Origin of the sequence: Poseidonocella sedimentorum (genome assembly GCF_900116005.1) — a bacterium.
GTDB lineage: Bacteria > Pseudomonadota > Alphaproteobacteria > Rhodobacterales > Rhodobacteraceae > Poseidonocella > Poseidonocella sedimentorum.
This window is the reverse complement of the sequence record NZ_FOYI01000009.1, coordinates 94,682-118,635: the sequence shown is the minus strand read 5'-3', so window position 1 is coordinate 118,635 and position 23,954 is coordinate 94,682. Positions and strand designations below refer to the sequence as shown.

At 67.8% G+C, this 23,954-nt stretch carries 20 protein-coding genes; 14 read left to right on the top strand and 6 right to left on the bottom strand.

Going from position 1 to position 23,954, the window contains the following annotated elements:
• Nucleotides 1-40: 40 nt before the first annotated feature.
• The 4 genes from BM353_RS13070 to BM353_RS13055 all read left to right on the top strand — a co-directional run bounded on the left by BM353_RS13070 (nt 41) and on the right by BM353_RS13055 (nt 6,677).
• Complete coding sequence (locus BM353_RS13070) at nt 41-679, top strand: DUF1523 family protein (protein ID WP_092081588.1); 639 nt, start codon at nt 41-43, stop codon at nt 677-679.
• 153 nt (nt 680-832) lie between these two features.
• Entirely contained in the window at nt 833-1,843 is a 1,011-nt protein-coding gene (gene deoC, locus BM353_RS13065; protein WP_092081586.1) for a deoxyribose-phosphate aldolase, read from the top strand.
• A gap of 96 nt (nt 1,844-1,939) precedes the next feature.
• A complete protein-coding gene (locus BM353_RS13060; RefSeq protein ID WP_092081634.1) occupies nt 1,940-4,306 on the top strand; it encodes an aldehyde dehydrogenase family protein in 2,367 nt (788 codons plus the stop codon).
• A 163-nt stretch (nt 4,307-4,469) separates the two neighbouring features.
• On the top strand, nt 4,470-6,677 hold the full coding sequence (locus BM353_RS13055; protein WP_092081584.1) for an esterase-like activity of phytase family protein: 2,208 nt from the start codon (nt 4,470-4,472) through the stop codon (nt 6,675-6,677).
• Nucleotides 6,678-6,791: 114 nt separating this feature from the next.
• Here the strand turns inward: BM353_RS13055 and BM353_RS13050 are convergent, their stop codons facing one another.
• Nucleotides 6,792-7,265: an Hsp20 family protein gene (locus BM353_RS13050; RefSeq protein ID WP_092081582.1), complete on the bottom strand. Its 474-nt coding sequence runs from the start codon at nt 7,263-7,265 to the stop codon at nt 6,792-6,794.
• A gap of 186 nt (nt 7,266-7,451) precedes the next feature.
• On the opposite strand from BM353_RS13050, the gene BM353_RS13045 reads away from it, so the two are divergent.
• Together BM353_RS13045 and BM353_RS13040 are read left to right on the top strand one after the other, a co-directional pair.
• Nucleotides 7,452-8,165: a DUF599 domain-containing protein gene (locus BM353_RS13045; RefSeq protein WP_092081580.1), complete on the top strand. Its 714-nt coding sequence runs from the start codon at nt 7,452-7,454 to the stop codon at nt 8,163-8,165.
• A gap of 37 nt (nt 8,166-8,202) precedes the next feature.
• A complete protein-coding gene (locus BM353_RS13040; RefSeq protein WP_092081578.1) occupies nt 8,203-8,553 on the top strand; it encodes a hypothetical protein in 351 nt (116 codons plus the stop codon).
• Here BM353_RS13040 and BM353_RS13035 read toward each other — a convergent pair.
• From BM353_RS13035 to BM353_RS13020, 4 genes are read right to left on the bottom strand one after another with little or no spacing between them, the layout of a single operon-like run.
• Nucleotides 8,550-10,598, bottom strand: coding sequence for a hypothetical protein (locus BM353_RS13035; RefSeq protein WP_092081576.1), 2,049 nt, complete (start codon nt 10,596-10,598; stop codon nt 8,550-8,552). The genes BM353_RS13040 and BM353_RS13035 overlap by 4 nt on opposite strands.
• Nucleotides 10,595-13,369: a DUF4159 domain-containing protein gene (locus tag BM353_RS13030; protein ID WP_092081574.1), complete on the bottom strand. Its 2,775-nt coding sequence runs from the start codon at nt 13,367-13,369 to the stop codon at nt 10,595-10,597. The genes BM353_RS13035 and BM353_RS13030 overlap by 4 nt, the downstream gene beginning before the upstream one ends.
• Nucleotides 13,369-14,241, bottom strand: a complete 873-nt coding sequence (locus BM353_RS13025) for a DUF58 domain-containing protein (RefSeq protein ID WP_092081572.1) — start codon at nt 14,239-14,241, stop codon at nt 13,369-13,371. Before BM353_RS13025 ends, BM353_RS13030 begins: the two co-directional genes overlap by 1 nt.
• The gene (locus BM353_RS13020; RefSeq protein ID WP_092081570.1) at nt 14,238-15,245 is read right to left on the bottom strand and encodes an AAA family ATPase; all 1,008 of its coding nucleotides are present in this window, start codon (nt 15,243-15,245) and stop codon (nt 14,238-14,240) included. Before BM353_RS13020 ends, BM353_RS13025 begins: the two co-directional genes overlap by 4 nt.
• Before the next feature lie 65 nt (nt 15,246-15,310).
• On the opposite strand from BM353_RS13020, the gene BM353_RS13015 reads away from it, so the two are divergent.
• From BM353_RS13015 to BM353_RS12980, 8 genes are all read left to right on the top strand, one after another.
• Nucleotides 15,311-15,907 (top strand): DUF1285 domain-containing protein, encoded by a 597-nt coding sequence (locus tag BM353_RS13015; RefSeq protein ID WP_092081568.1) that lies wholly within the window; start codon nt 15,311-15,313, stop codon nt 15,905-15,907.
• A 5-nt stretch (nt 15,908-15,912) separates the two neighbouring features.
• Nucleotides 15,913-16,662: a hydroxypyruvate isomerase family protein gene (locus BM353_RS13010; RefSeq protein ID WP_092081566.1), complete on the top strand. Its 750-nt coding sequence runs from the start codon at nt 15,913-15,915 to the stop codon at nt 16,660-16,662.
• Between the two features lie 220 nt (nt 16,663-16,882).
• On the top strand, nt 16,883-17,755 hold the full coding sequence (gene yghU / locus BM353_RS13005) for a glutathione-dependent disulfide-bond oxidoreductase (RefSeq protein ID WP_092081564.1): 873 nt from the start codon (nt 16,883-16,885) through the stop codon (nt 17,753-17,755).
• A gap of 123 nt (nt 17,756-17,878) precedes the next feature.
• Nucleotides 17,879-18,046, top strand: coding sequence for a 50S ribosomal protein L33 (gene rpmG / locus BM353_RS13000; protein WP_092081562.1), 168 nt, complete (start codon nt 17,879-17,881; stop codon nt 18,044-18,046).
• A gap of 143 nt (nt 18,047-18,189) precedes the next feature.
• On the top strand, nt 18,190-18,516 hold the full coding sequence (locus tag BM353_RS12995; RefSeq protein WP_092081560.1) for a hypothetical protein: 327 nt from the start codon (nt 18,190-18,192) through the stop codon (nt 18,514-18,516).
• 47 nt (nt 18,517-18,563) lie between these two features.
• Nucleotides 18,564-19,265, top strand: a complete 702-nt coding sequence (locus BM353_RS12990; RefSeq protein ID WP_092081558.1) for a L,D-transpeptidase — start codon at nt 18,564-18,566, stop codon at nt 19,263-19,265.
• A gap of 144 nt (nt 19,266-19,409) precedes the next feature.
• Complete coding sequence (gene rimO / locus BM353_RS12985; protein WP_092081556.1) at nt 19,410-20,774, top strand: 30S ribosomal protein S12 methylthiotransferase RimO; 1,365 nt, start codon at nt 19,410-19,412, stop codon at nt 20,772-20,774.
• A gap of 152 nt (nt 20,775-20,926) precedes the next feature.
• The gene (locus BM353_RS12980) at nt 20,927-21,850 is read left to right on the top strand and encodes a hypothetical protein (protein ID WP_092081555.1); all 924 of its coding nucleotides are present in this window, start codon (nt 20,927-20,929) and stop codon (nt 21,848-21,850) included.
• A gap of 133 nt (nt 21,851-21,983) precedes the next feature.
• On the opposite strand, the gene BM353_RS12975 is transcribed toward BM353_RS12980, so the two are convergent.
• A complete protein-coding gene (locus BM353_RS12975) occupies nt 21,984-23,942 on the bottom strand; it encodes a bifunctional 2',3'-cyclic-nucleotide 2'-phosphodiesterase/3'-nucleotidase (protein ID WP_092081553.1) in 1,959 nt (652 codons plus the stop codon).
• Between the last annotated feature and the right edge of the window lie 12 nt (nt 23,943-23,954).

Below are 23,954 nucleotides of genomic sequence, written 5' to 3'. Positions count from 1 at the left end.
ACAGGTCTATTCAGGCCACCCCCCGCAAAAGGAACGCCACATGAGATACGCGAAATGGACCGTGATCGTCCTCTTCTGGCTCTTCGTGGCCGCCTTCCTGCACTACACCTTGCCCCAGAAGGACATCGTCCGCGTCACCGACACCTACGAAAAGCGGGTCGATCTCGGGGCCAACCGCTATTTCTGGGCCTCGGCGGGCGCGGGGTTTGACGGCACGCAACCGGGGCGCGACGTTTTCTTCATCCAGACCCGCAAGGCCGATGGCGATGTCATGGTCTACCGCAATGAGGATACCGACTGGGGCTGGCCGCCTTATTTCAAGTTCGACACCTCCAACCTTCAGGCCGAAGCCGCGGACCTGCGCTCCACCGCGGCCGAGCCCCGCTGGGCCCTGGTCAAGCACTACGGCTGGCGGATCGAGGAGTTTTCGGTCTTCCCCAACGCGATGAAGATCCGCGAAGTCGACGGGCCCGACGCGAGCAAGGGGCTGCCGATCGGCAATATCATCATCCTGACCCTGCTCGTGGCGGCGGCCTGGGCGATCCGCGTGCGCTGGCGGCGCTTCCGCCACCGCCGGATCGATCCGGTCCTGGACGGGGTGGAGGACAGCTGGGACGATGCGAGCGCGTCAATGTCGGGGCTGCGCGGGCGCGTCTCGCGCTGGTTCCGGCGCGGCTGACCGGGCAAGACCGCGCGTCGCCATGTGGGGCGGTGCATTGACATTCGCCCCGGTTTTGCGATGGATGCGCCTTTGCCCGCGCCAGATGCGCGCGACGGGGCGCTACCCGACGCCCGCCAACTGGGGCATAGTGACGATGGGAGGGCGGCAGAGATGACCGGAATCACCACGAAAACAGATGGCGCGGCCAGCACGGCGCTCGCACAGCTTCCACAGGTGCAGACCCCGCGCAACCCGGGGACGGCGCTCGATCTCGATGTGGTCCTGTCGCAGCGGGTCAATACCTCCGCCGTCGAGCGGCGCTGCGCGACCCTGCCCGGCCGGCGCACGGTCAAGAAAGACTACCAGGCCGCGTGGCTCGCCAAGGCGATCAGCTGCATCGACCTCACCACCCTCGCGGGCGACGACACCGAGGGCCGCGTCCGGCGCCTCTGCGCCAAGGCGCGCCAGCCGGTGCGCGCGGACCTGCTGGAGGCGCTTGGCCTGACGGGCCTCACCACCGGCGCGGTCTGCGTCTACCACGAAATGGTCCCCACCGCGGTCGACGCGCTCAAGGGCTCGGGCATCCCCGTCGCGGCGGTCTCGACCGGTTTCCCGGCGGGCCTCTCGCCCTTCCACCTCCGGCTCGCCGAAATCGGCGAAAGCGTATCGGCCGGCGCGGCGGAGATCGACATCGTGATCTCGCGGAGGCACGTCCTGACCGGCAACTGGCAAGCGCTCTACGACGAAATGAAAGCCTTCCGCGAGGCCTGCGGCGACGCGCGGATCAAGGCGATCCTCGCCACGGGCGAGCTCGGCTCGCTGCGCAACGTGGCGCGCGCCTCGATGGTCTGCATGATGGCCGGAGCGGATTTCATCAAGACCTCGACCGGCAAGGAAAGCGTGAATGCGACGCTGCCGGTGAGCCTCGTGATGATCCGCGCGATCCGCGCCTACCACACAGCGACCGGCGTGCGCGTGGGCTACAAACCGGCAGGCGGGATCTCCAAGGCCAAGGATTCGCTGACCTACCTGGCGCTCATCAAGGAGGAGCTCGGGGATCGCTGGTTGCAGCCGGACCTCTTCCGCTTCGGCGCCTCCTCGCTGCTGGGCGACATCGAGCGACAGCTCGAACACCATGTAACCGGCGCCTACTCCGCCTCGTGGCGGCACGCGACGGGATAAGCGCGACCCCGGAAAATGATCGATCATTTTCCGGCCCGTTTTCCGATTGATCGGAAAACGGCTCCAGACGGAACCCGCGAGAAAGGCGGACAGGACATGAGCGTGACGGACATCTTCGAAACCATGGACTACGGTCCCGCGCCCGAGAGCGCGCAAGACGCGCTGCAGTGGCTGGCGGATCGCGGCGGGATCGCCGGGCACTACATCAACGGCGCTTTTGCGCCCGCGCGCGATGACTTTGCCTCGATCAATCCCGCGACCGGCGACAAGCTCGCCGGTGTCACCAAGGGCACGAGAGACGAGGTCGACGCCGCGGTCAAGGCCGCGCGCAAGGCGCAGCCGGCCTGGGCGAAATCCGGCGCGGCCCGGGCGCGGGTCCTCTACGCAATCGCGCGCCTGATGCAGAAGCACAGCCGCCTGCTCGCCGTTGTGGAGAGCCTCGACAACGGCAAGCCGATCCGCGAGAGCCGCGATATCGACGTGCCCCTCGCCATCCGGCACTTCTACCATCACGCGGGCTTTGCCCAGCTCATGGGCTCCGAGCTGCCCGACCGCGAGCCTCTGGGCGTTTGCGGCCAGATCATCCCGTGGAATTTCCCGCTGCTGATGCTCGCGTGGAAGATCGCCCCGGCGCTTGCGATGGGCAACACGGTGGTCCTCAAACCGGCCGAGTTCACATCCCTCAGCGCAATGGTCTTCGCTGACATCTGCGGCCAGGCCGGCGTGCCGGCGGGTGTGGTCAACATCGTGACCGGCGATGGCGAGACCGGGGCGGCGCTGGTGGATTCGGATGTCGACAAGATCGCCTTCACCGGCTCCACCGAAGTGGGGAGGATCATCCGCACGGCGACCGCCGGATCCGGCAAGGCGCTGACGCTCGAGCTTGGCGGCAAATCCCCCTACATCGTCTTTGAGGATGCCGATCTCGACAGCGCCGTGGAGGGGCTGGTCGATGCGATCTGGTTCAACGGCGGGCAGGTCTGCTGCGCGGGCTCGCGCCTTCTGGTGCAGGAAGGTGTGGCCGAGGATTTCTATGCCCGGCTGAAAGTCCGCATGGACGCGCTGCGCATTGGCGATCCGCTCGACAAATGCGTCGACGTGGGCGCGATTGTTGATCAGAGCCAGTTGGATCAAATCACGCGAAAGGTCGATGGCTGCCACGAGGGCGAGGTCTATCAAGCCAAGGGTAGCCTCCCCGAAGGGGGCTGTTTCTACCCCCCCACGCTGATCACCGGGCTGAGCAGTTCGGCCACCCTGATGCAGGAAGAAATCTTCGGGCCCGTGCTCGTCGCGACCACATTCCGCACGCCCGAAGAGGCCGTGCAGCTTGCCAACAACACCCGCTACGGGCTCGCCGCGAGTGTCTGGAGCGAGAGCCTCAACCTCGCGCTCGACATCGCGCCGAAGCTCATCGCGGGCGTGGTCTGGGTCAACGGGACCAACATGTTCGACGCGGCGGCCGGGTTCGGCGGGGTGCGCGAGAGCGGCTTCGGGCGCGAAGGCGGCTGGGACGGGCTCGGCGCCTATACCAAGCCCAAGGGCAAGGCCACGGCGCTGAAACCGGTGGCGGCGGCCTTCGCCGGCGACAAGGGACCCAAGGACGGGCTCGACCGGACCGCCAAGCTCTATATCGGTGGTAAGCAGGCGCGGCCCGATGGCGGCTATTCGCGCAACGTTCATGACAAATCCGGCGCGTTGCTCGGGCAGGTCCCGCTGGCCAATCGTAAGGATGTGCGCAACGCGGTGGAGGCGGCGCGCAAGGCGGGCGCCTGGGCCACCACGAGCGGGCACCTGCGGGCGCAGATCCTGTACTATATCGCCGAGAACCTCGAGGCGCGAGCGGGCGAATTTGCCGAGCGGATCGATACGCTGACCGGCGGGCGCGGCGGCAAGGCGGAGGTCGAGGCGAGCGTACAGCGGCTCTTCACCTATGGCGCCTGGGCCGACAAGTTCGATGGGCAGGCGCATGACGTTCCGATCCGCGGCGTGGCGCTGGCGATGAAGGAGCCGGTCGGCGTCCTCGCGGCGCTTTGCCCCGACGAGGCGCCGCTGCTGGGACTGGTGTCGGTGATGGCGCCCGCGCTCGCGATGGGCAACCGCGCGGTGCTCGTCGCCTCGGAGGCCTTCCCGCTGGCGGCGACGGATTTCTACCAGGTGCTTGACACGTCGGATGTGCCCGGCGGGGCGGTGAACATCCTCACGGGCAGCCACGCGGAGCTTGCACCGGTTCTGGCGGCGCATCTGGACGTGGAGGCCGTCTGGTCCTTCTCGTCAAGCGATGTCTCGACGGTGATCGAGCGCGAGAGCGCGGCCAACCTCAAGCGGACCTGGGTCAACAACGGCCTGGCGCGCGACTGGGCCGGGCCCGCCGGAGAGGGGCGCGCGTTTCTCGATGCAGCGACCGAGGTCAAGACGATCTGGATCCCCTACGGCGAGATGATGTCCACCGGCGCCGCCTATTAAGCGGAGCGCGCCCCCCGTTGGGGCGCGCGCACGTCTTCTGGCACTGCGTGCGATTGGCGCTCGATGGCGGCGGGTTTTCACAAATCCGACATATCAGCGTTACGGCACGGTCATGCGCATCGGTCACATCCCCAGTAGCAATTGCAACTGGGGAGTGCCTTTCATGACGACACGCAAAGCCTGTCTGACCTCCGCGCTGGCGCTGTGCGCCGGAGCGGCCACGGCAGAGATGAATTTCAACCGGATCGCGAGTTTTCCCGTCATCGCCAACATGGCCGAGGGCGAGGATCAGAGCCGCGAGAGCGCGCCCGAGATCATCGCCGCGACGGCCGACGGGATGACGCTGGTCTACACCGACAGCCCGCTCGAAGCGCTGGGCCGCGTGGACATCAGCGACCCGGCCGCGCCGAAACCGCTCGGCAACATCGCGCTCGGCGGCGAGCCGACATCGGTGGGCGTTGCGGGCGCCATGGCCATCGTGGGCGTCAACACGTCGGAGAGCTATGTCGAGCCGTCGGGCCATCTCGCGGCGATCGACATCGCGGACGGCACGGAAGCCGCGCGCTGCGATCTGGGCGGGCAGCCTGACAGCGTCGCCATTGCCAAGGATGGCAGCTTTGCCGCGGTCGCGATCGAAAACGAGCGCGATGAGGATCTTGGCGACGGGCGCACCGGACAGATGCCGGCCGGGTTCCTTGTCCTGATCGATCTCGATGAGGGTGGCCTTCCGCAATGCGACACGCTCAAGACTGTGGACCTGACCGGTCTGGCGGAGGTCTCGCCCGAGGATCCCGAGCCTGAATTCGTTGATATCAACGGGCTGGGCGAAACCATCGTCACGCTGCAAGAGAACAACCATCTGGCCGTGGTCAGCGCCGCGGGCGAGGTGCTCTCCCATTTCTCCGCCGGGGCGGTTGACCTTGAGGGCATCGACACGAAAGACGAGCGCGGCGCGCTGCTCTTCACCGACAGCCAGGAGGGGCGGAAACGCGAGCCCGATGCGGTCAAGTGGCTCGACGACGACCACTTCGCCATCGCCAACGAGGGCGACATGGACGGCGGCTCGCGCGGCTGGACGATCTTCCACAAGGACGGCGCGGTCGTCTACGAGAGCGGCGCGAGTTTCGAGCACGCGCTGGTGCAGATCGGTCACTACCCCGACAAACGCTCGGACGCGAAGGGCGTCGAGCCAGAGAGCATCGAGACGGCGGTATTCGCCGGCACGCCGATGGTCTTCGTGGGCTCCGAGCGGGGCTCGGCCGTGGGCGTCTATGACGTGAGCGATCCGGCGGCGCCGGTCCTCACGCAGATTTTGCCGTCGGGCATCGGACCGGAGGGCTATGTGACGATCCCCGAGCGCAACCTGCTGGTGTCGGCCAATGAAACCGACCTCGTCGAAGATGGCGGCGTGCGCGCGCATGTCATGATCTACGCGTATCAGGAGGCCCCGGCGGCCTACCCGACCCTCACCTCCGAAGGCGCAGATAGCCTCATCGGCTGGGGCGCGATTTCCGGCATGGTCGCGGGCGACGGCGAGACGATCTACGCGGTCAACGACAGCTTCTATGGCTACCAGCCGACGATCTTCACCATCGACGCAAGCGCCATGCCCGCGCGGATCACCACCGCGACGCCGATCACCCGCGCCGGCCGTCCGGCACAGAAGATCGACCTCGAAGGCATCACCACCGATGGCGAGGGCGGGTTCTGGCTGGCCTCCGAAGGGCGCACCGACCGGATGATCCCGCACGGGATCTATCACGTGGACGCCGCCGGCGAGATCGATGCCGAAATCCCTCTGCCGGCCGAGCTTCTCGCGGTGGAACGCCGCTTCGGCTTCGAGGGCATCACCAAGCTGGGCGATACGCTCTGGATGGCGGTGCAGCGCGAATGGGCGGACGATCCGGCCGATCACGTGAAGCTCGTGGCCTACAATCTCGAGACCGAGGAATGGGGCGCGGTGCTTTATCCCAAGGCCAAACCGGACGCGGGCTGGGTCGGGCTGTCGGAGATCGTGGCCCATGACGCGCATGTCTACGTCATCGAGCGCGACAACCAGATCGGCGCCAAGGCGGTGACCAAGAAGATCTATGCGATCCCGGCCGCCGACATGACCCCGGCCCCGCTGGGCGGCGAGCTTCCGGTGGTGCGCAAGGAGGAGGTCCGCGATCTGATCCCCGATCTGGCCTCCTTCGGCGGCTACATCGTCGACAAGATCGAAGGGCTCGCGATCCTCGAAAGCGGCGAGGCCTTTGCCTCCACCGACAATGACGGGGTCGATGACAGCTCGGGCGAGACGTTCTTCTGGTCGCTCGGCACGCTGCCGACACCGGCCTTTGCGACGATCGAAGCGGCCAACAGAGGGAACTGAGCGCTTTTCAGCTCCCGGGATCAGGCCCGATACAGAACAAGCCGCCCCCTCGCAGGGGCGGCTTTTTTGCGGCGGTCAGCCCGCGGGACGATGCCGGGCGGGCTGCCGCGGGCCTCAGTTGACGGTGTCGCTCTCGACCACATCCTGCGAGATCGCGCCCGCGTCGCCGCGAGCAATCTCAATGCGGCGCGGCTTCAGCGCTTCGGGCACTTCACGCACCAGATCGATGTGCAGCATGCCGTCGGCATGGGTCGCGCCGGTGACGCGCACATGGTCCGCCAGGGTAAAGCGGCGTTCGAAGGCACGGGTCGCGATGCCGCGGTGCAGGTAGGTGCCGCTGTCGGCATCCTCGGGTTTGCGGCCGCTGATCACGAGCGCGTTTTCCTTGGCCTCGATGCTGAGGTCCTCGGAAGAGAAGCCCGCCACGGCGAGAGAGATGCGATAGGCATCCTCGGCGGTTTTCTCGATGTTGTAAGGGGGATAGCTTTGCTGGCCGACGTCACTGGCCAAGGCCCGATCCATCAAGTCGGCGATCTGGTCGAAGCCGACGGTGGCACGGTAAAGCGGTGCAAGATCGAATGAACGCATGGGTCATCCTCCATTGAGCGATAACAGGGTATGGCCCTCCCTCCGGGACGGGCCGGTTCTTGACTTGCCAGGGCCCGCCATGCGGCGCCCGGACACCGCGGATGTGGGAAATCCCGGACGCGGTTTCAAGACCCGCGCGGAGATTCCGCGGCTGACAGGGGCCGGACGAGCGGCTATGCCGGGAGCATGACGCTTCTGGACCAGATCAGCCTCTTCGCCCCGCCGGATTTCGCCGCCTTCGCGCTGCTGCTCATCGCCGGGGTGCTGACCGGCTGGGTGATCGAGCATCCGCCGGCCTCGCGGCCCTCGGTCTCGCTCCTGATGGCCGACGTGCGTCGGGGCTGGATGCGGCAGATGGCGCTGCGCGACAACCGGATCTTCGATGCCCAGCTGATCGGCAACCTGCGGCAAGGGACGGCGTTTTTCGCCTCTGCCTCGCTCATCACCATCGGCGGTGTGCTGGCCACCTTGGGCAACACCGACCAACTCATCGGCGTGGCCGAGGACCTCACCGCGATCAGCGCGCCGGCCATCGTTTGGGAGCTCAAGCTGCTGGTAACGCTTATGTTTTTGGCGAATGCCTTCCTCAAATTCGTCTGGTCGCATCGGCTCTTCGGCTATTGCGCGGCGCTGATGGGGGCGGTCCCGAACGATGTCGGCACAAGCGATGCGCTGGCCCGCGCGGCGCAGGCGGCCGAGATCAACATCACCGCGACGCGAGGGTTCAACCGCGGATTGCGCGCGCTCTATTTCGCGCTGGCCTCCGTGGCCTGGCTGCTGAGCGCCTGGGCACTGGTCGTGGCGACGGTGCTGACAATGGCGATGATCTGGCGGCGGGAATTCGCGTCGGCCTCGCGGCTCGTGCTGCTTGAGGGCGCGGGCGAGGACACGGCGCTGTGACCTGACAATCCGCCCACGCGCCGCTAAGCTCGGGCACATGCGTTTTGCCCCCTGCCTTCTGGTCCTCGCCTCCGGCGCGCTGGCCGATCCCCCTGCGATCCTCGATGCGCGCGCCGCGCAGGGCGGCGATGGGCACTGGCGGTTTGACGTGACGCTGGCCCACCCCGACAGCGGCTGGGATCACTACGCGGATGGCTGGGAGGTGCTCGGGCCGGAGGGCGCGCGGCTTGGGTTTCGCGGGTTGCTGCATCCGCATGTCACCGAGCAGCCCTTCACCCGCAGTCTCGCCGGCGTCTCGATACCGGAGGGCCTGACCGAAGTGCGCCTGCGCGCGCGCTGTTCTGTCGATGGCTGGTCGGCGGAGACGGTCACGGTCCCATTGCCCTAGCGCCGCCCCTCCCGGAGCCAGGCGGCGATGATGAACCCCGAGGCCAGCAGGAGCATCGCCCAGGCCGGGAACAGCGGGTGTTGCGTGACGTCGGCGGTCACGTAGGCCTCGCGCGGGGTGAGCCCGATCCAGCCGCGCCCCGCCGCCGGTCGGCCCGGCCGCACGTCCCGCAGGGCCGGCACGCCGTCCTCGACCCGGCGCACCCCGCCCGAGGCGCTGTCGATCAGCGGTTGCAGGATCGCACCCGTGGCGATGGTCGCCTCGAACTCGCGCGGCGCGGCGGGGCCAAGGCCGATGACCGCCTCATGCGCGCCCTCCGTGATGCGGTAGAGCCCGATCTGCGGCCCGTCATAGAGCGCCTCGAACCGTCCCGGCCCGACCTCCTCCAGCGGGATCTCGATCTCCTCGCCCGACGGGCTCGTCACCGTGGCGACGCCAACGTCGTCGCCGAGACTGCGCCGGATGATGCGCATCTGCTGGCCGGTGGCTTCGGCCCAGAGCGCCTCTTCCTCAAGCTCGGGCTCCTTCATCATCCAGTGCGACAGGCGGCGCAGAAGCTCCAGTTGCGGCCCGCCCCCCTCGAATCCGCGGTTCCAGAGCCAGGCATGATCGGAGGCGAGCAGCGCCACGCGCCCCTCACCCACGCGGTTGAGGATCAGGAGCGGCCGGTCCTCGGCCCCGGTCATGACCACATCGCCCGCCTCGGACACGACCTCCACATGCCGGAACCAACGGCCCCACTGGGGCGGATCGGCACGGCTCAGCCCCTCGGTCACCGGGTGTCGCTGTCCGGTCTCGGAGATGCGCGGCAGGAAGGGCGCCTCGATCACCCGCGCGGTCGGCGCGCCGGGCAGAATGCGGGCCAGCGGCGAGCGGTAGAGGCTGTCGGCGGAGGCGAAATCCGGCCCCGCCGCGACAAGCACCGCGCCGCCGTTTTCGACATAGGCCGAGACGTTGTCGAGGTAGATCGCGGGCAGGATTCCGCGCCGCTGGTAGCGGTCGAAGATGATGAGGTCGAAGTCGTCGATCTTGTCGAGGAAGAGTTCGCGCGTCGGGAAGGCGATCAGCGACAGCTCATCGACCGGCACGCCGTCCTGTTTCTCGGGCGGGCGCAGGATGGTGAAATGCACGAGGTCGACGGAGCTGTCGGATTTCAGGAGGTTACGCCATGTGCGCTCGCCCGGATGCGGCTCGCCCGAGACCAGCAACACGCGCAGCCGGTCGCGCACACCGTTGATCTGGATCACCGCCTCGTTGTTGCGGTCCGTCAACTCGCCCTCCGCCGCCGGGACGCGGAAATGCAGCACGTTGCGCCCGCCGTGCTCAAGCACGATCGGGACCTCAAAGCGCCGCCCGATGGTGATCTCGTAGCGCAGGGGAGCCGCGCCATCGACGCTGATTTCCAGCGGCGCGGTGGCGGCGCCGGCGGGGCTCGCACCGCTGTCCTCGATCATGAGCGAGAGCGTGACGGGCTCGCCGAGTATCGCAAAGGCGGGAGCGTTTTCGACCATGAGCCGCCGGTCCCAATCACTGCTCTCGCCGGTCTCGATGAGGTGCAACGGGGCGGGCAGCGCAGGCGCGGCGGCGAGATCGTGGACATGCCCGTCGGAGACGAGGATCATCCCCGCCACACGGGCCAGCGGCTCCTGCGCCAGCGCCTCGGCAAGCGCGGTCATCGCCTGGGTTCCCGCATCGCCCGCGCCGTCGCCGATCTCGATCCGGCGCAGCTCGGTGTTGGGCCGCGCTTCGATCCGCGCGGCGAGGGCCTCGGCGGCCCCAGTGGTCTGGTCCTCTCGGGTGCCGAGTGTCTGGCTCGCGCTGCGGTCCACCGCCAGCAGGACGATATCGCTCAGCGCCTCACGGTCCTCGGTCTGAAGCGAGGGGTTGAGGAGCGCGGCCAGAAGCGCCGCCCCCGCCAGCCCGCGCAGCCACCAGCCCGCCAGCCCACGCCAGAGCGCGAGCGCGGTGATCACGACCGCGAGCGCCGCCACGGCCCAGATCAGCGGCCAGCCGAGAAGCGGATCGAGGAGGATCTGCCGCGTCATTGGCCGAGCCTGTCGAGCAGCGCGGGCACATGGACCTGGTCGGATTTGTAGTTGCCGGTGAGCACATGCATCACGAGGTTCACCCCGAAGCGCAGCGCGATCTCCCGCTGGCGCTCGCCGGCATAGCCGCGCCCGACCGGGTAGAGCGGCGTGCCGCGCTCGTCCATCGCCCAGGCCGCCGCCCAATCATTGCCGCCGATCACCACCGGGGTCACGTTGTCGTTGAGGTTGCGAAACGGCATGCCCTCGATCTGTTCGGCATCGGGCGGCGCGGCCTCGACCCAGACGGCGCGCCCGTTGTGGCGCCCCGGGAAATCCTGAAGCAGGTAGAAGGCGCGGGTCAGGACGTGATCCTCCGGCAGCGGTTCCAGCGGCGGCAGGTCGAGCGGAGCGGCGATCTGCTGCAGCCGCCGGGCCTCGGGGCTCGCCCCGCCGTAGCCGGCCACATCCGCATCGCGCGTGTCGAACAGGATCATGCCGCCGGTGCGCAAGTAGGCGTTGAGCCGGGCATAGGCAAGGTCTGAGGGCAGCGGCTGATCGGCGGTCACCGGCCAGTAGAGGAAGGGGAAAAAGGCCAACTCGTCGCGTTCCAGATCGACGCCCATCGGGGCGGCGGGTTCGATCGAGGTGCGGAAGAAGAGCGTCTGGGAGAGGCCGAAAAGCCCGGCCTCGGCGGTGCGGTCCACGGCCGCGTCGCCGGTCAGCACATGGGCGAGCACGACCTCGGACGTCGCGGCGATGGCGAAATCGTCGGAGGCGCTTGCCCCGGCCTCCTGCGCCCGGCCCTCGACGGGGAAGGAGAGCGCGGCGAAGACGGCGAGCCCGGCGCTCAGCCGCCGGCCCGGCAGGCGCCCCGAGAGCGCCAGAGAGGCCACCGCGTCCGCCCCGAGCAGGGCCATCGCGAGCGCGAGAAGCCAGCCCTTGAGCGGCTGCTCCTGCGCCACATCGAGCCCCTCGACCGGGACATCGGCGGGCCAGACGGCGGGGGCCAGCGCGGTGTCCTCGCGCATCACGTTGAGCGCGATCCGCCGCTCCGCGCCCTCGTAGAGGCCGGGCGGCAGCGCGGGGCCCAGCGGGTCTTCCACAAGCGCGGCGCCGTCGATCCCGGGCATTGTGCCCGCATCCAGCAATCGCCCGGCCCCGTCGAGCACCTGCACCGGTTTCCAGACCGTGCCCGCGAGGTCCTCCGCCGTCGGGCGGCTCGCGCGGGCCGAGACCGACAGCCGCTCCAACATCTCCACGAAGAGGCCAGAAAGCGGCAGGTTGGACCATTCGGCATTGGCCGTCACATGGAAGAGCACGACGCGCCCCTGCCCCAGCGGTTTCGCGGTCACCAGCGGGGTGCCGTCGGTGAGCTGGGCGATGACACGCTCGGCAAGGGTTGGATCCGGCTGGGCCATGACTTGCGAGCTGACGGTGACGTCCTCGGGAATGGTCAGGCCGAAAAACGGGCTCTCGTCCGGGAAGGGCGCCAGCGCCTTGGGCGCGCCCCAACTCATCGCGCCGCCGACCGTCCGCCCGCCCGCGCGCAGCCGCACCGGCATCAGCGGATCTTCCACCTCGCGGCTGAGCTCGCTCGCCGCAAGGCGCGGGCCGGCAAATCGCAGGAGCAGCCCCCCCGCTTCGACCCATTCCGCCACCGCATCAGCCTCGGCGGGCGCGAGCGTCGCCACATCGGCCAGAACGATTACGTCCGGGTTGGCGGGCAAGATGTCCAGCAAGGCCCCATCAAGAAGCTCCGCGCTCGGCTCCAGCGCCTGGCGCAGGTAGTGGAGCGGGGCGAGCAGTTCGAGCCCCTCGCGGTTTTCGCGCCCAGCGATGAGCGCCACCTCGCGGCGCTGCAGGCTGTCATCGGCCAGCGCGACACGCCCTGCCGAGCGCCCGCCCATCAGCTCGAACCGCGTCAGCCGGGCCCGCAGCTCGGCGGGCAGAGCGAGCGTCAGCTCCGCCTCTGTGGCGCCGTCCTCGAAGGTCAGGACGCCCTCGGCGAGCACCCGTTCGATCCCGGCCGGATCGCGCCCGAAGGCGGCAACCGGGGCCTCCTCGCCCCCCCGCGCCAGGCTGCGCCGCGCGCGCAGCACCAGCGCACCGTCCTCGAACCGCGCGGGCAGGAGGCCATGGACCGGTGCCCCGGTCTCGATCACACGCAGAGCGCCCGCGGATTGAAACGCCGCGCGAAGCGCGTCCTGCCCCGCATAGGCGCGCCCGTCGGAAAGCCAGATCGTCTCATGCGCGTCGAGCTCGTCCAGAGCCTCAAGCGCGGCATCAACCTGCGCCGACTCCACCGACCATGGCTCGGGGATCATCCCCGGCACGCGCGGCAGAACCGCATCGGCGGCCTGAAACTGTACCGGTTCCGGCGCGCTCAGCCGCAAAAGCGCCACGGGCCGCCCCGCGCGCCCGGCCTCCAGTACCAGATCGCGCACCCGCTCGCGCCGTTGCGCGGCCTGCGGCGCGCCGGCCCAGCTAGCATCGCTTGCGATCAGCAGCGGCCCGCTGCGCCCGCTTTGGGTTTCGGGATTGAGCACCGGCCCGGCCAGCCCGACGATCACCGCCGCCACCGCCAGCATCCGCAGCAACAGAAGCCACCACGGCGTTCGGTCCGTGACCGTGTCCTCATCCTCCAGCCCCAGAAGCAGCGCGACGCCGGGAAAGAGCCGCCGCATCGGCGCGGGCGGCACCGCACGCAGCAAGATCCACAGGACCGGCAAGGCGATCAGCGCCAGCAGCAGTCCGGGGGCGAGGAAGCCGAGAGGGCCGAGCGTCAGCATCAGCGCGCCCCGTCAAACGCATGCCAGAGCCAGAGCAGCGCCGCCTGCGCGCTCTCGCCTGTGTGATGCGCGCTGTAGCGCCAGCCGGTGAGCCGCGCGAGCGCCTCCAGCGCATCCTTGCGCTCGGCCAACCGCTCCAGGTAGCGCGCCTTGAGATCGCGGGCCTTGAGGGTCTCGTGGCTCAAACTGCCGCCGACGCTTTGGAACAGGGTCCGCCCGGTGAAGGGGAAGGCCTCCTCGGCCGGATCGAGGATCTGGAGCAGGATGCCGCGCACGCCCCGGTCGGCGGCCTTGTGAAGCGCCGCCTCTACGGCCGCGAAATCGCCCATGAAATCGGAGATGAAAAGCGCCCGCGCATGAGGCAGCATCGCCCGCGTTTCGGGCACGCCGTAATCCGCCTCCCCTTCCCGCAAGAAGGCCTCCGCCAGCCGCAGCACCTGCGCCTCGCCCCGCCGGGGGGGCAGCCCGGTCCCGGCCAGCCCGACCCGCTCGCCGCCCCGCACCAGCAGGATCGAGACCGCCAGCGCCAGAAGCTGCGCCCGGTCGGCCTTGGTCGTGAGCTTGTCGGAGGAGGCGAAGCGCATGCTGGCCGCGCCATCGAGCCAGACCGTCACCGATTGCGCGATCTGCCACTCGCGCTCGCGCAGGAAGGTCTCGTCCCCCCGTGCCGAGCGGCGCCAGTCGATGAGCCGCGTCTCATCCCCCGGCCGCACCGGGCGGTATTGCCAGAAGTCATCGCCAAGCCCCGCGCGCCGCCGCCCGTGTTCGCCCAGGAGTACCGTGCCGGCCAGATGCTCAGCCGCCGCCAGAAGCGCGGGCACCCCCGCCGCGGTGGCCTCTGCGCGGCTGCGAAGAGCGGCGGGCTGGCTCACGCGGCGGCCCCAAGGGGCAGAACCGCGCCGAGCACATCGCCGAGCACATCGCCAAGCGTCTCACCCCGCGCCCGCGCGGCGAAACTCAGCGCCATCCGGTGCGACAGGACCGGCAGCGCCATGTCCCGCACATCCTCGACAGAGGGCGCCAACCGCCCGTCAAGCAGCGCCTTGGCCCGCACCGTCAGCATGAGCGCCTGCGCCGCGCGCGGCCCCGGCCCCCAGGAGACGGCATTGCGCACCGCATCGCGCGCCTCGGGCTCATCCGGCCGGCAGGCCCGCACCAGATCAAGGATCGCATCAACCACGCTCTCGCCCACGGGCATCCGCCGCAACAGCCTCTGCGCGGCGAGCAGCTCTTCGGCCGTGAAGACCGCGCGCGCCGCGGCCTCCTCGACCCCGGTGGTCGCGAGCAGGATGTCGCGCTCCGTCGCGCGATCCGGATAGACCACATCGATCTGCACGAGAAACCGGTCAAGCTGCGCCTCGGGGAGCGGATAGGTACCCTCCTGCTCGATCGGGTTCTGCGTCGCCAGAACGTGAAACGGAACGCCAAGCGCCCGGTCCTGCCCGGCCACGGTCACGATCCGCTCCTGCATCGCCTGCAAAAGCGCCGACTGCGTGCGCGGGCTGGCGCGGTTGATCTCGTCGGCCATCAGCAGCTGACAGAAGACCGGCCCCTCGATGAAGCGAAACGCGCGGCTGCCATCCTCGCCCGTCTCAAGAATTTCCGAGCCGAGAATATCGGCGGGCATCAGATCCGGCGTGAACTGAATCCGGTTGCCATGCAGCCCCATGACCGTGCTGAGGGTATCGACCAGCCGCGTCTTGCCAAGGCCCGGCAACCCGATCAGCAGCCCATGCCCACCGCAAAGCAGCGCCGCGAGCGTGAGCTCCACCACGCGCTCCTGCCCGATGAACCGCCGATCGATCGAGGCGCGCGCCTCCGCGAGCTTTCCCCCCAGGGTTTCAATCTCTTCCACGAGGTCGGCAGATGCGGTCATGACAAATCTCTCCGAGCGGCTATGTTTGGGGAAATGTATCCTGCTTCCGCGCGAAGGCAAAACGCATGTGTGCACAAATCCCCGTGACCCCCTCCGCAGAGGGCATCGCCGCCGCCGCCCGCGCCGCCTCCAAGGCGCGTGGCCTGCCGCCTGTGCACCTGTGGAATCCCCCGTTTTGTGGGGATCTGGACATCCGCATCGCCCGAGACGGCACTTGGTTCTACCTCGGAACGCCCATCGGCCGGCCCGAACTTGTCCGCCTCTTTTCCACCATCCTGCGCCGCGATGACGATGACTATTTCCTCGTCACCCCGGTCGAGAAGGTGGGAATCACCGTCGAGGACGCCCCCTTCGTCGCCGTGGATTTCACCATCGGGGCCGCCCCGGACGGCGCGCAGACGCTCACCTTCCAAACCAACGTCGGGGACGAGACCACCGCCGGGCCGGACGCCCCCATCCGCGTGGCGCGCGATCCCCAGACCGGCGAGCCCTCTCCTTACGTGCACGTCCGCGCGGGCCTGGAGGCGCTGATCGACCGCAAGAGCTTCTACCGTCTGGTGGATATCGGCGAGACCGCGCCCCACGAAGGCGCGGATTGGTTCGGTCTGCACTCGGGCGGAGCGTTCTTCCCGATCTGCCCCGCCGCCGAACTGGCTGTCTGAACAAGATGCGGATCGGCGCCAATCTCACCCTGCTCTTCACCGAATACCCCGAGGCGGACCGCCCCGCCGCCGCCGCCCGCGCGGGCTTTGACGCGGTGGAAATCCTCTTCCCCTACAATCGCCCGCCCCGAACGGTGCTCAAGGACCTGACCCGCGCGGGCCTGCCGCTTCAGCTCATCAACACGCCCGAACCCGACTGGGACAGCGGCGGACGCGGCAACGGCGCAATCCCCGGCGCCGAAGACGACTTCCGCGCCGGCTTCCGCAAAGCCCTCACCTACGCCCGCGCCCTCGGCGCCCCGCTCATCCACGTGCTCGCCGGCCGCAGCGACGATCCCGCCGCCCTCGACACCTTTCTGGCCAACCTGCTCTGGGCCTCCGCAGAAGCCCCCGACAAATTCCTCACGCTCGAACCCCTCAACCCGCAGGATCACCCCGGCTACGCCCTCGACAGCTTCGACAAGGCCTGCGCCCTGCTCGACCGCGCCGCCCGGCCCAACCTCGCCCTGCAATTCGACATCTACCACGCCGCAAGGATGGGCCACGACCCGCTCGCCCTCCTGCGCGATCTCGCCGAACGAACCGCCCACATCCAGTTCTCGGGCCTCCCCGACCGCGGCGCCCCCAAGGACATCGCGGACCTCGCCCGTTTCCTGGACGAGACCGGCTACCCCGGCGTCGCCGCCGCCGAATACCAACCGCCAGGAAATACCGAAGACAGCCTCGCCTGGCTTTCCACCCTGAAATCCCCCTGACTTCTTCTCTTCGGGAAATACTCCGGGGGAGGCCGCCAAAGGCGGACGGGGGCAGCGCCCCCACCTTCACAACCGCGCCAAGAGCACTGGATTGCCCGCCGCAACATCCCATGTTTCATCCCGCACAGCGCATCTGCGAAAAGCCACATTGCCTTCCCGCCGCCTTCGGCGCAGGCTCCACCCAAGCCCGAATGCGGCAGATCGACCCAAGGAGACGACCATGAGTGACCAACCCGAATGGACCCCGCCCAAAGTCTGGACATGGGATGACAAGAACGGCGGCGAGTTCGCCAGCATCAACCGCCCCATCGCCGGTCCGACCCATGACAAGACGCTGCCAGTCGGCCGCCACCCGCTGCAGCTCTATTCCCTCGGCACACCCAACGGCGTGAAGGTCACCGTCATGCTCGAAGAGCTGCTCGCCGCGGGCCATGACGCCGAGTACGACGCCTGGCTCATCCGGATCGGCGACGGCGATCAGTTCGGCTCGGGCTTCGTCGAGATCAACCCCAACTCCAAGATCCCGGCCATGGCCGATCACAGCACCGACCCGATCACGCATATCTTCGAATCCGGCTCGATCCTGCTCTACCTCGCCAACAAGTTCGGCGCCTTCCTGCCCGAGGATCACCACGCCCGGACCGAGACCATGAACTGGCTCTTCTGGCAGATGGGCTCCGCCCCCTATCTCGGCGGCGGTTTCGGCCATTTCTACGCCTATGCGCCCACCAAGATGGAATACCCGATCAATCGTTTCGCCATGGAGGCCAAGCGCCAGATGGATGTGCTGGACCGCCACCTCGCCGAACGCGAGTTCATGGCCGGCGGCGCGCTCACCATCGCCGATATCGCGATCTGGCCGTGGTACGGGCGCATGGTCCTGGGCGAGGCCTATGACGCGGGCGAGTTCCTCGATGTGACCTCCTACAAGAACCTGCTGCGTTGGGCCGAAGCGCTCCGCACCCGCCCCGCCTTCCAGCGCGGCAGCATGGTCAACCGCACGTCCGGCGCGCCCGAAACCCAGCTTCATGAGCGCCACGACGCCTCCGATTTCGAGACCGCCACCGAAGACAAACGCAACGCTGCGGAATAAAACGCGCCTCGCCCGCCCCTCAAGCGCGAATCCCGGTTGACACGGGGGCCCGCGCCGTTAGAAGGCGGGCTTCAGGATTTTTCGTGGACGGGCCCCGGCCGGGCCCGCATCAGGAGACTAACAATGGCGAAGCCGACGACAATCAAGATCCGTCTGAATTCGACCGCGGGCACCGGCCATTTCTATGTGACCAAGAAGAACGCTCGCACGATGACGGAAAAAATGGTGGCCCGTAAGTACGACCCCGTTGCCCGCAAGCACGTGGAGTACAAGGAAGGCAAGATCAAGTAAGCCTCCCTGCGGAGCACAGCGATCTACCCCGAAGGGCCGCCTCATTCAGAGCGCGGCCCTTTTTGCGCGCGGCGCGCCGATCGCCTTGCGCGCTTCCCTGGCCGGAGATTGTCACGGCAAACCGCGCGTGCTATCGCGGGCCCATGCGTCTCCTTCGGTATGGCCTTGTCGTTCTGCTCGCGGTCCTGTTGCTGCCCTGGGGCGCCTATATGACCGAGGTCGCCGCGCCGCATGCGACCGAAAGCGCCACGGCGGCAACACCCGCCGCGCAAGCGACGCTCCAGACCGCCAAGCGCAAGTGCCGCACCGCCACGCTCCCCGGCGCCCCCTGTGGGCCAGATATCGCGGAGAGCGCGCGCCTGATCCCGCCGAGCCCGCCGGAGATGACCGCGCTCCGCGCAACCTGCGATCCATGGCCCGGCAGAAGCTTGCAACACGAGCCGCCCCCCGCACCGCCCCGGCTGGCCTGACCGAACCGCGCCCCGCGCTTTTCCGTCACCAGAACCGGACCTATCCAATGCTGACACGCCGAAAATTCGCCGCCCTCGGGGCGGTGGCGGGCCTTGCCGCCTGCACGACACCCGAGCTCGCCCCCGTCGCCCGCAGCGCGGCGGCCGCGCCCCCGCAACACCCGCCGCTCCCGGCCTTCTATGCCGCGATCACCGATGAGCCCTACCCGATCCCGGCCGTGCCCCCCGGCGCGCTCGATCCCGCGCTCTGGCGCCAGTGGGTCGCCAACCCTTGGGGCGATCACCCCCACGGCACGATCATCGTCGACCCCGACAGCGCCCTGCTGTTCTTCATCGACAGCCCCGACCGCGCCCTGCGCTACGGTGTCAGTGTCGGGGCCGCGGGGTTCGACTGGGAGGGCACGGCCCGGCTCCAGTTCCGCCGCGCCTGGCCGCGATGGACCGTGCCGGAGAGCATGATCGCGCGCAAACCCGAGCTGGAGCCCCATTCCGTCGCCCATGGCGGCATGGATCCCGGCCCCGGCAATCCGATGGGCGCGCGGGCGCTCTACCTGTTCCAGAACGGCATCGACACGCTCTACCGCATCCACGGCGACGCCTCTCCGCGGGAGCTCGGCCACGCGGTCTCGTCGGGCTGCATCCGGATGCTCAATCAGGACGTCATCGACCTGCATGACAGAGCGGTGCACGGCGCCTCGGTGATTGTCCTGCGCTCGGTGAAACCCAAGGGCGTCGCGGGCGTCTACTAGTGCACTCTCCCATTGCGCGGCGGTCCCTGCCCCAGGGCCGCCGCGCCACTCTGCCGCCAATCTCGCAGCCCTGCACGAATTCCTGCGCCCCTCGCGTGAAGGTGCATTCACACGGGCCACAAGCCGGGCTATAGCCCCGGGATCATGAGCCAGAACCCGCCCAACCTCCGCCCCGACCTCGCCCCGCGTGCGCGCCTCGGCGATGCCCCCCGTGCCGGCCAGCCGACCATCGGCATGGTCTCGCTCGGCTGCCCCAAGGCCTTGGTGGACAGCGAACGGATCCTGACGCGGCTGCGCGCCGAGGGCTACGGGATTTCGCCCGATTATTCCGGGGCCGATGCGGTGATCGTGAACACCTGCGGCTTCCTCGACAGCGCCAAGGCCGAGAGCCTCGACGCGATCGGCGAGGCGCTGACCGAGAACGGCAAGGTGATCGTGACGGGCTGTCTCGGCGCCGAGCCCGAGTACATCACCGGCGCGCATCCCAAGGTGCTCGCGGTGACCGGCCCGCACCAATACGAGCAAGTGCTCGATGCCGTCCACGGCGCGGTGCCGCCCGACCCCGATCCCTTCATCGACCTGCTGCCCTCAGCCGGCGTCAAGCTCACCCCGAGACACTTCAGTTATCTAAAGATTTCAGAAGGTTGCAACCACAAGTGCAAGTTCTGCATCATCCCAGACATGCGCGGCAAACTCGCCTCCCGACCCGCGCGCGCGGTGCTGCGCGAGGCGGAAAAACTGGTGGAAAACGGCGTGCGCGAGCTGCTGGTCATCAGTCAGGACACCTCCGCCTACGGCACCGATTGGAAGGACCGCGAGGCCAAGTTCCCGATCCTCGATCTGGCCCGAGATCTGGGCAGTCTGGGCGCCTGGGTCCGGATGCACTACGTCTACCCCTACCCCCATGTGCGCGAGTTGATCCCGCTCATGGCCGAAGGGCGCGTGCTGCCCTATCTCGACATTCCCTTCCAGCACGCCCACCCCGACACGCTTCGGCGCATGGCCCGCCCCGCCGCCGGATCAAGGACGCTGGACGAGATTGCCGCCTGGCGCGCTGCCTGCCCCGACATCACCCTGCGCTCGACCTTTATCGTCGGCTACCCGGGCGAGACCGAGGCCGAATTCCAGACCCTTCTCGATTGGCTCGACGAGGCCCAGCTCGACCGCGTTGGGTGTTTCAAATACGAAAACGTCGCCGGCGCCCGGAGCAACGCCCTGCCCGATCACGTGGCCGAAGAGGTCAAGCAGGACCGCTGGGAGCGCTTCATGGAAAAGGCGCAGGCGATCAGCGAGGCCAAACTCGCCGCCAAGGTGGGCCAGCGCATGGACGTGATCGTCGACGAAATCGACGCGGACGGCATCGCCACCTGCCGCACCAAGGCGGATGCCCCGGAAATCGACGGCAACCTCTTCATCGACGACGGCACGGATGCCCTCGCCGTGGGCGATATCGTCCGCGTCGAGGTGGACGAGGCGAGCGACTACGACCTCTGGGGGCAGTTGGCATGAAAGCGCGCCGGCTCCTGTTTCACATCGGGATGCCGAAAACCGGCACGACCACACTTTAGAAATTCTTTGCGGCCTCTCGTGCGCAGTTCGCCAAGGCCGGGATTCTCTATCCGGACCTCGGGATATTCCCCAGCCACAAGACGCTGGTGCCCATGTTGACGCCGGGAAAACCCGCCCCGTTCCGCACAATCTTCAAACTGGGCGATACAGAAGAAGAGCAACTCCGCACCTCGCTTGCCGCCTGGAACACCCTGCTCAACCAGATCGAAGCCACCTGGCCGCATACGATCATCCTCTCCGCCGAGCTGTTCCAACGTCCGTGGCGACCGGAAACCGCTGATCACATCGTCGAAACGCTGACGAGCATCGCAGATACCATCACCGTTGTGTCCTATCTGCGCGCGCCTGACGCGCGTTTCCGCGCAGCGCTCCAGCAACACGTCAGATTTCGCCCCGGTGTCAAAAAGGTTGATGGCCTCTCCTACAAACCATCGCTTTTGCCTTTCATGGGCCGAGATGGCGTCAAGGTTTGCGCGCATGTCTTCGAGCGCCAATCCCTAGTGGAGGGGTATATCGTCGCCGATTTCTGCCAAAGGCACCTTCCGGAGATTGGCCCAAGCGATCTCATCCGCCTGCCCGCCGACGCCAATGAGTCCATTTCACCCGAAGCGATGTCCCTGCTGCAGTCGCTCAACGAAGGCGATTTGAGGATCTTGAACGGGACCCCGAGCAAAATCATGCGTGTGATCCAAGAGGCCGACTACTCCACTCCGGGCTTCACCCGCCCTGCTCTTCGTCCCGGCATTGCCACGGCCGTTCATTCGGACTGTTCGGACCTCGACTGGCTCAAGGCAACATTCGGCATTACCTTCACGCCGCCGCGCGACGAAAACGCACCAAGGATCGATCTGGAAGATCTTGTTCGGGTCGAAGATTTTTGTAGCGTCGATCCGGTACGCCGACGCAAACTCTGGCGAACCGCCCGCTGGATCGCATTTCGCAAGTATAGCTGGCTTGGGAAAAGGTTGCCCGCGGCACCATCCCGTCGCACGCAGGGCGCGCGCCAGTCGCGATGAGGTCAGACCGGGGGGTGCGGCGCCCCCGGCAAACAGGCGCGCCTCGGCAACAGTACTATCCGATGAAATGCTGAATCCGGGGGCGCAATCGCGCGCCACCCGGGTCCTGCTGCCCCACGCGGAGACCGCGCGCTCAGAGTGCGATCCGGAAGAGCGCGAAGCCGCTGTCGCTCATGCCTGCCGCCGTGACCTCCATCCCCTCAAGCGTTTCCGCATATTGCGCCCCCGCGGGCCCGGTCTCGAACAGCACGCTCGTCCCGTCCATCGGCGCAAAGGACCAGTTGGCATCCGCCGCGGGCGAGATGGTCCCTTGCTCCACGATGTAGCGCACGATCACGTCGCGGTTGGTGTCCGGCGCCTCGAAGATCGTGGTCGAGCCGTCCGCCCCGGGGAAGCTCCCGCCACCGCTCGCACGGTAGTTGTTGGTCGCCAAGACAAATTCCTGCTCCGGATTGATCGGCGCACCCTCGAAGGTCAGATCCACGATCCGGGTCGCCCCGTCGTTCACCACGTTGCCCTCCCGGTCGAACTTCGACGGCTGGCTCAGGTCGATCCGGTAGCGCACCCCGTCGATCACATCGAAATTGTAGGACGGAAATTCCGGGTTCAGCAGCAGCGCATCCTGCGCCCCCGGTTCGACCTGATTGAACATGCCCGCCGACCGCTCCAGCCAGTCCTTCACCTGCGCGCCCGTGACCTTCACCGCGCGCACCGTGTTGGGATAGAGATAGAGATCGGCCACGTTCTTGATCGCAACATCGCCCACCGGCACATCCGTGTAATACTCCGGCCCGCCCCGGCCGCCCGCCTTGAACGGCGCCGCCGCCGAGAGGATCGGCAGGGCCTCGTACTCCGTGCCCGCCATCATCTGCTCAATGTACCACCGCTGCGCATTCGAGACGATCTGAACCGACGGATCATCCGCCACCAGCGCAAAATAGGAATGCAACGGCGCATCAGTCTTGCCCACCGCCCGGCGCACATAGGCCAGCGTCTCGTCATGCTCGGTCTGCGCCGCGGCCAGAACCGGCGTAAAATCCTCCACCAGCGGCGTGATCGAACGGTCCTCTTCGCGCCGCGAGATGGGCCGCGCCTCGGCCGTGTGGCTCACCACGCGCCAGCCGCTCCCGTCACGCTCCAGAAGCAGGTCCACCAGCCCCATATGGCTCCCCCAGAAGCCGCCCATGACCCCGGGCTTGCCACCAATCGTCCCCGCCGCCGGATTGACACCCTCCCATCCGTCATAGGTCGAGGAGGGGAAGACCAAATGGCTGTGCCCGGTCAGGATCGCGTCGATCCCGTCCACCGCCGCCAGCGGCACGGCGGCGTTCTCCATGCCCTCTTCCTCGCCGACCGCGCCGATCCCGGAATGGCTGAGCGCGACGATGATATCCGCCCCCTGCTCCTTCATCTGCGGCACATAGGCCCGCGCGGCCGCCACGATGTCGCGCACGCCGACATTGCCCTCAAGATGCTTGCGGTCCCAGTTCATGATCTGCGGCGGAACGAACCCGATAAGCCCGATCCGGATCGGCGCCGTACTCCCATCGCCCAGCGTGATCTCCCGATCGAGAATGACATAGGGCGGCAAAAGCGTCTTGTCCTCACGCACCCCCGCGCCCAGCTCGGTCGCCACATTCGCGCAGACCACAGGGAACCCGGCGCCCGCCACCGACTTCATCAGGAAATCGAGCCCATAGTTGAACTCATGGTTTCCAAGGGTCGAGGCATCGAACCCAAGCGCATTCATCGCCGCGATGACGGGATGCATGTCGCCCTCCTTCATGCCCCGCTCATAGGCGATGTAATCGCCCATCGGATTGCCCTGCAGGAAATCCCCGTTGTCGAGCAACAGCGCATTGGCCGATTCCGCCCGAACCCCCTCGATGATCGAGGCCGTCCGCGAGAGGCCAACCGTATCCACCGGCCGGTCCGAATAGTAATCATAGGGGAACACATGCACATGGAGATCCGTCGTCTCCATCAGCCGCAAATGGGCCTGCTGCCCACTGGCCCGGACCGCGAAGGGATGCATGGCGATCATCCCGGCTGTGGTGGCAAGAAAGGTTCGGCGGCTCAAAGGCAGGGGCATGACAGATCTCCA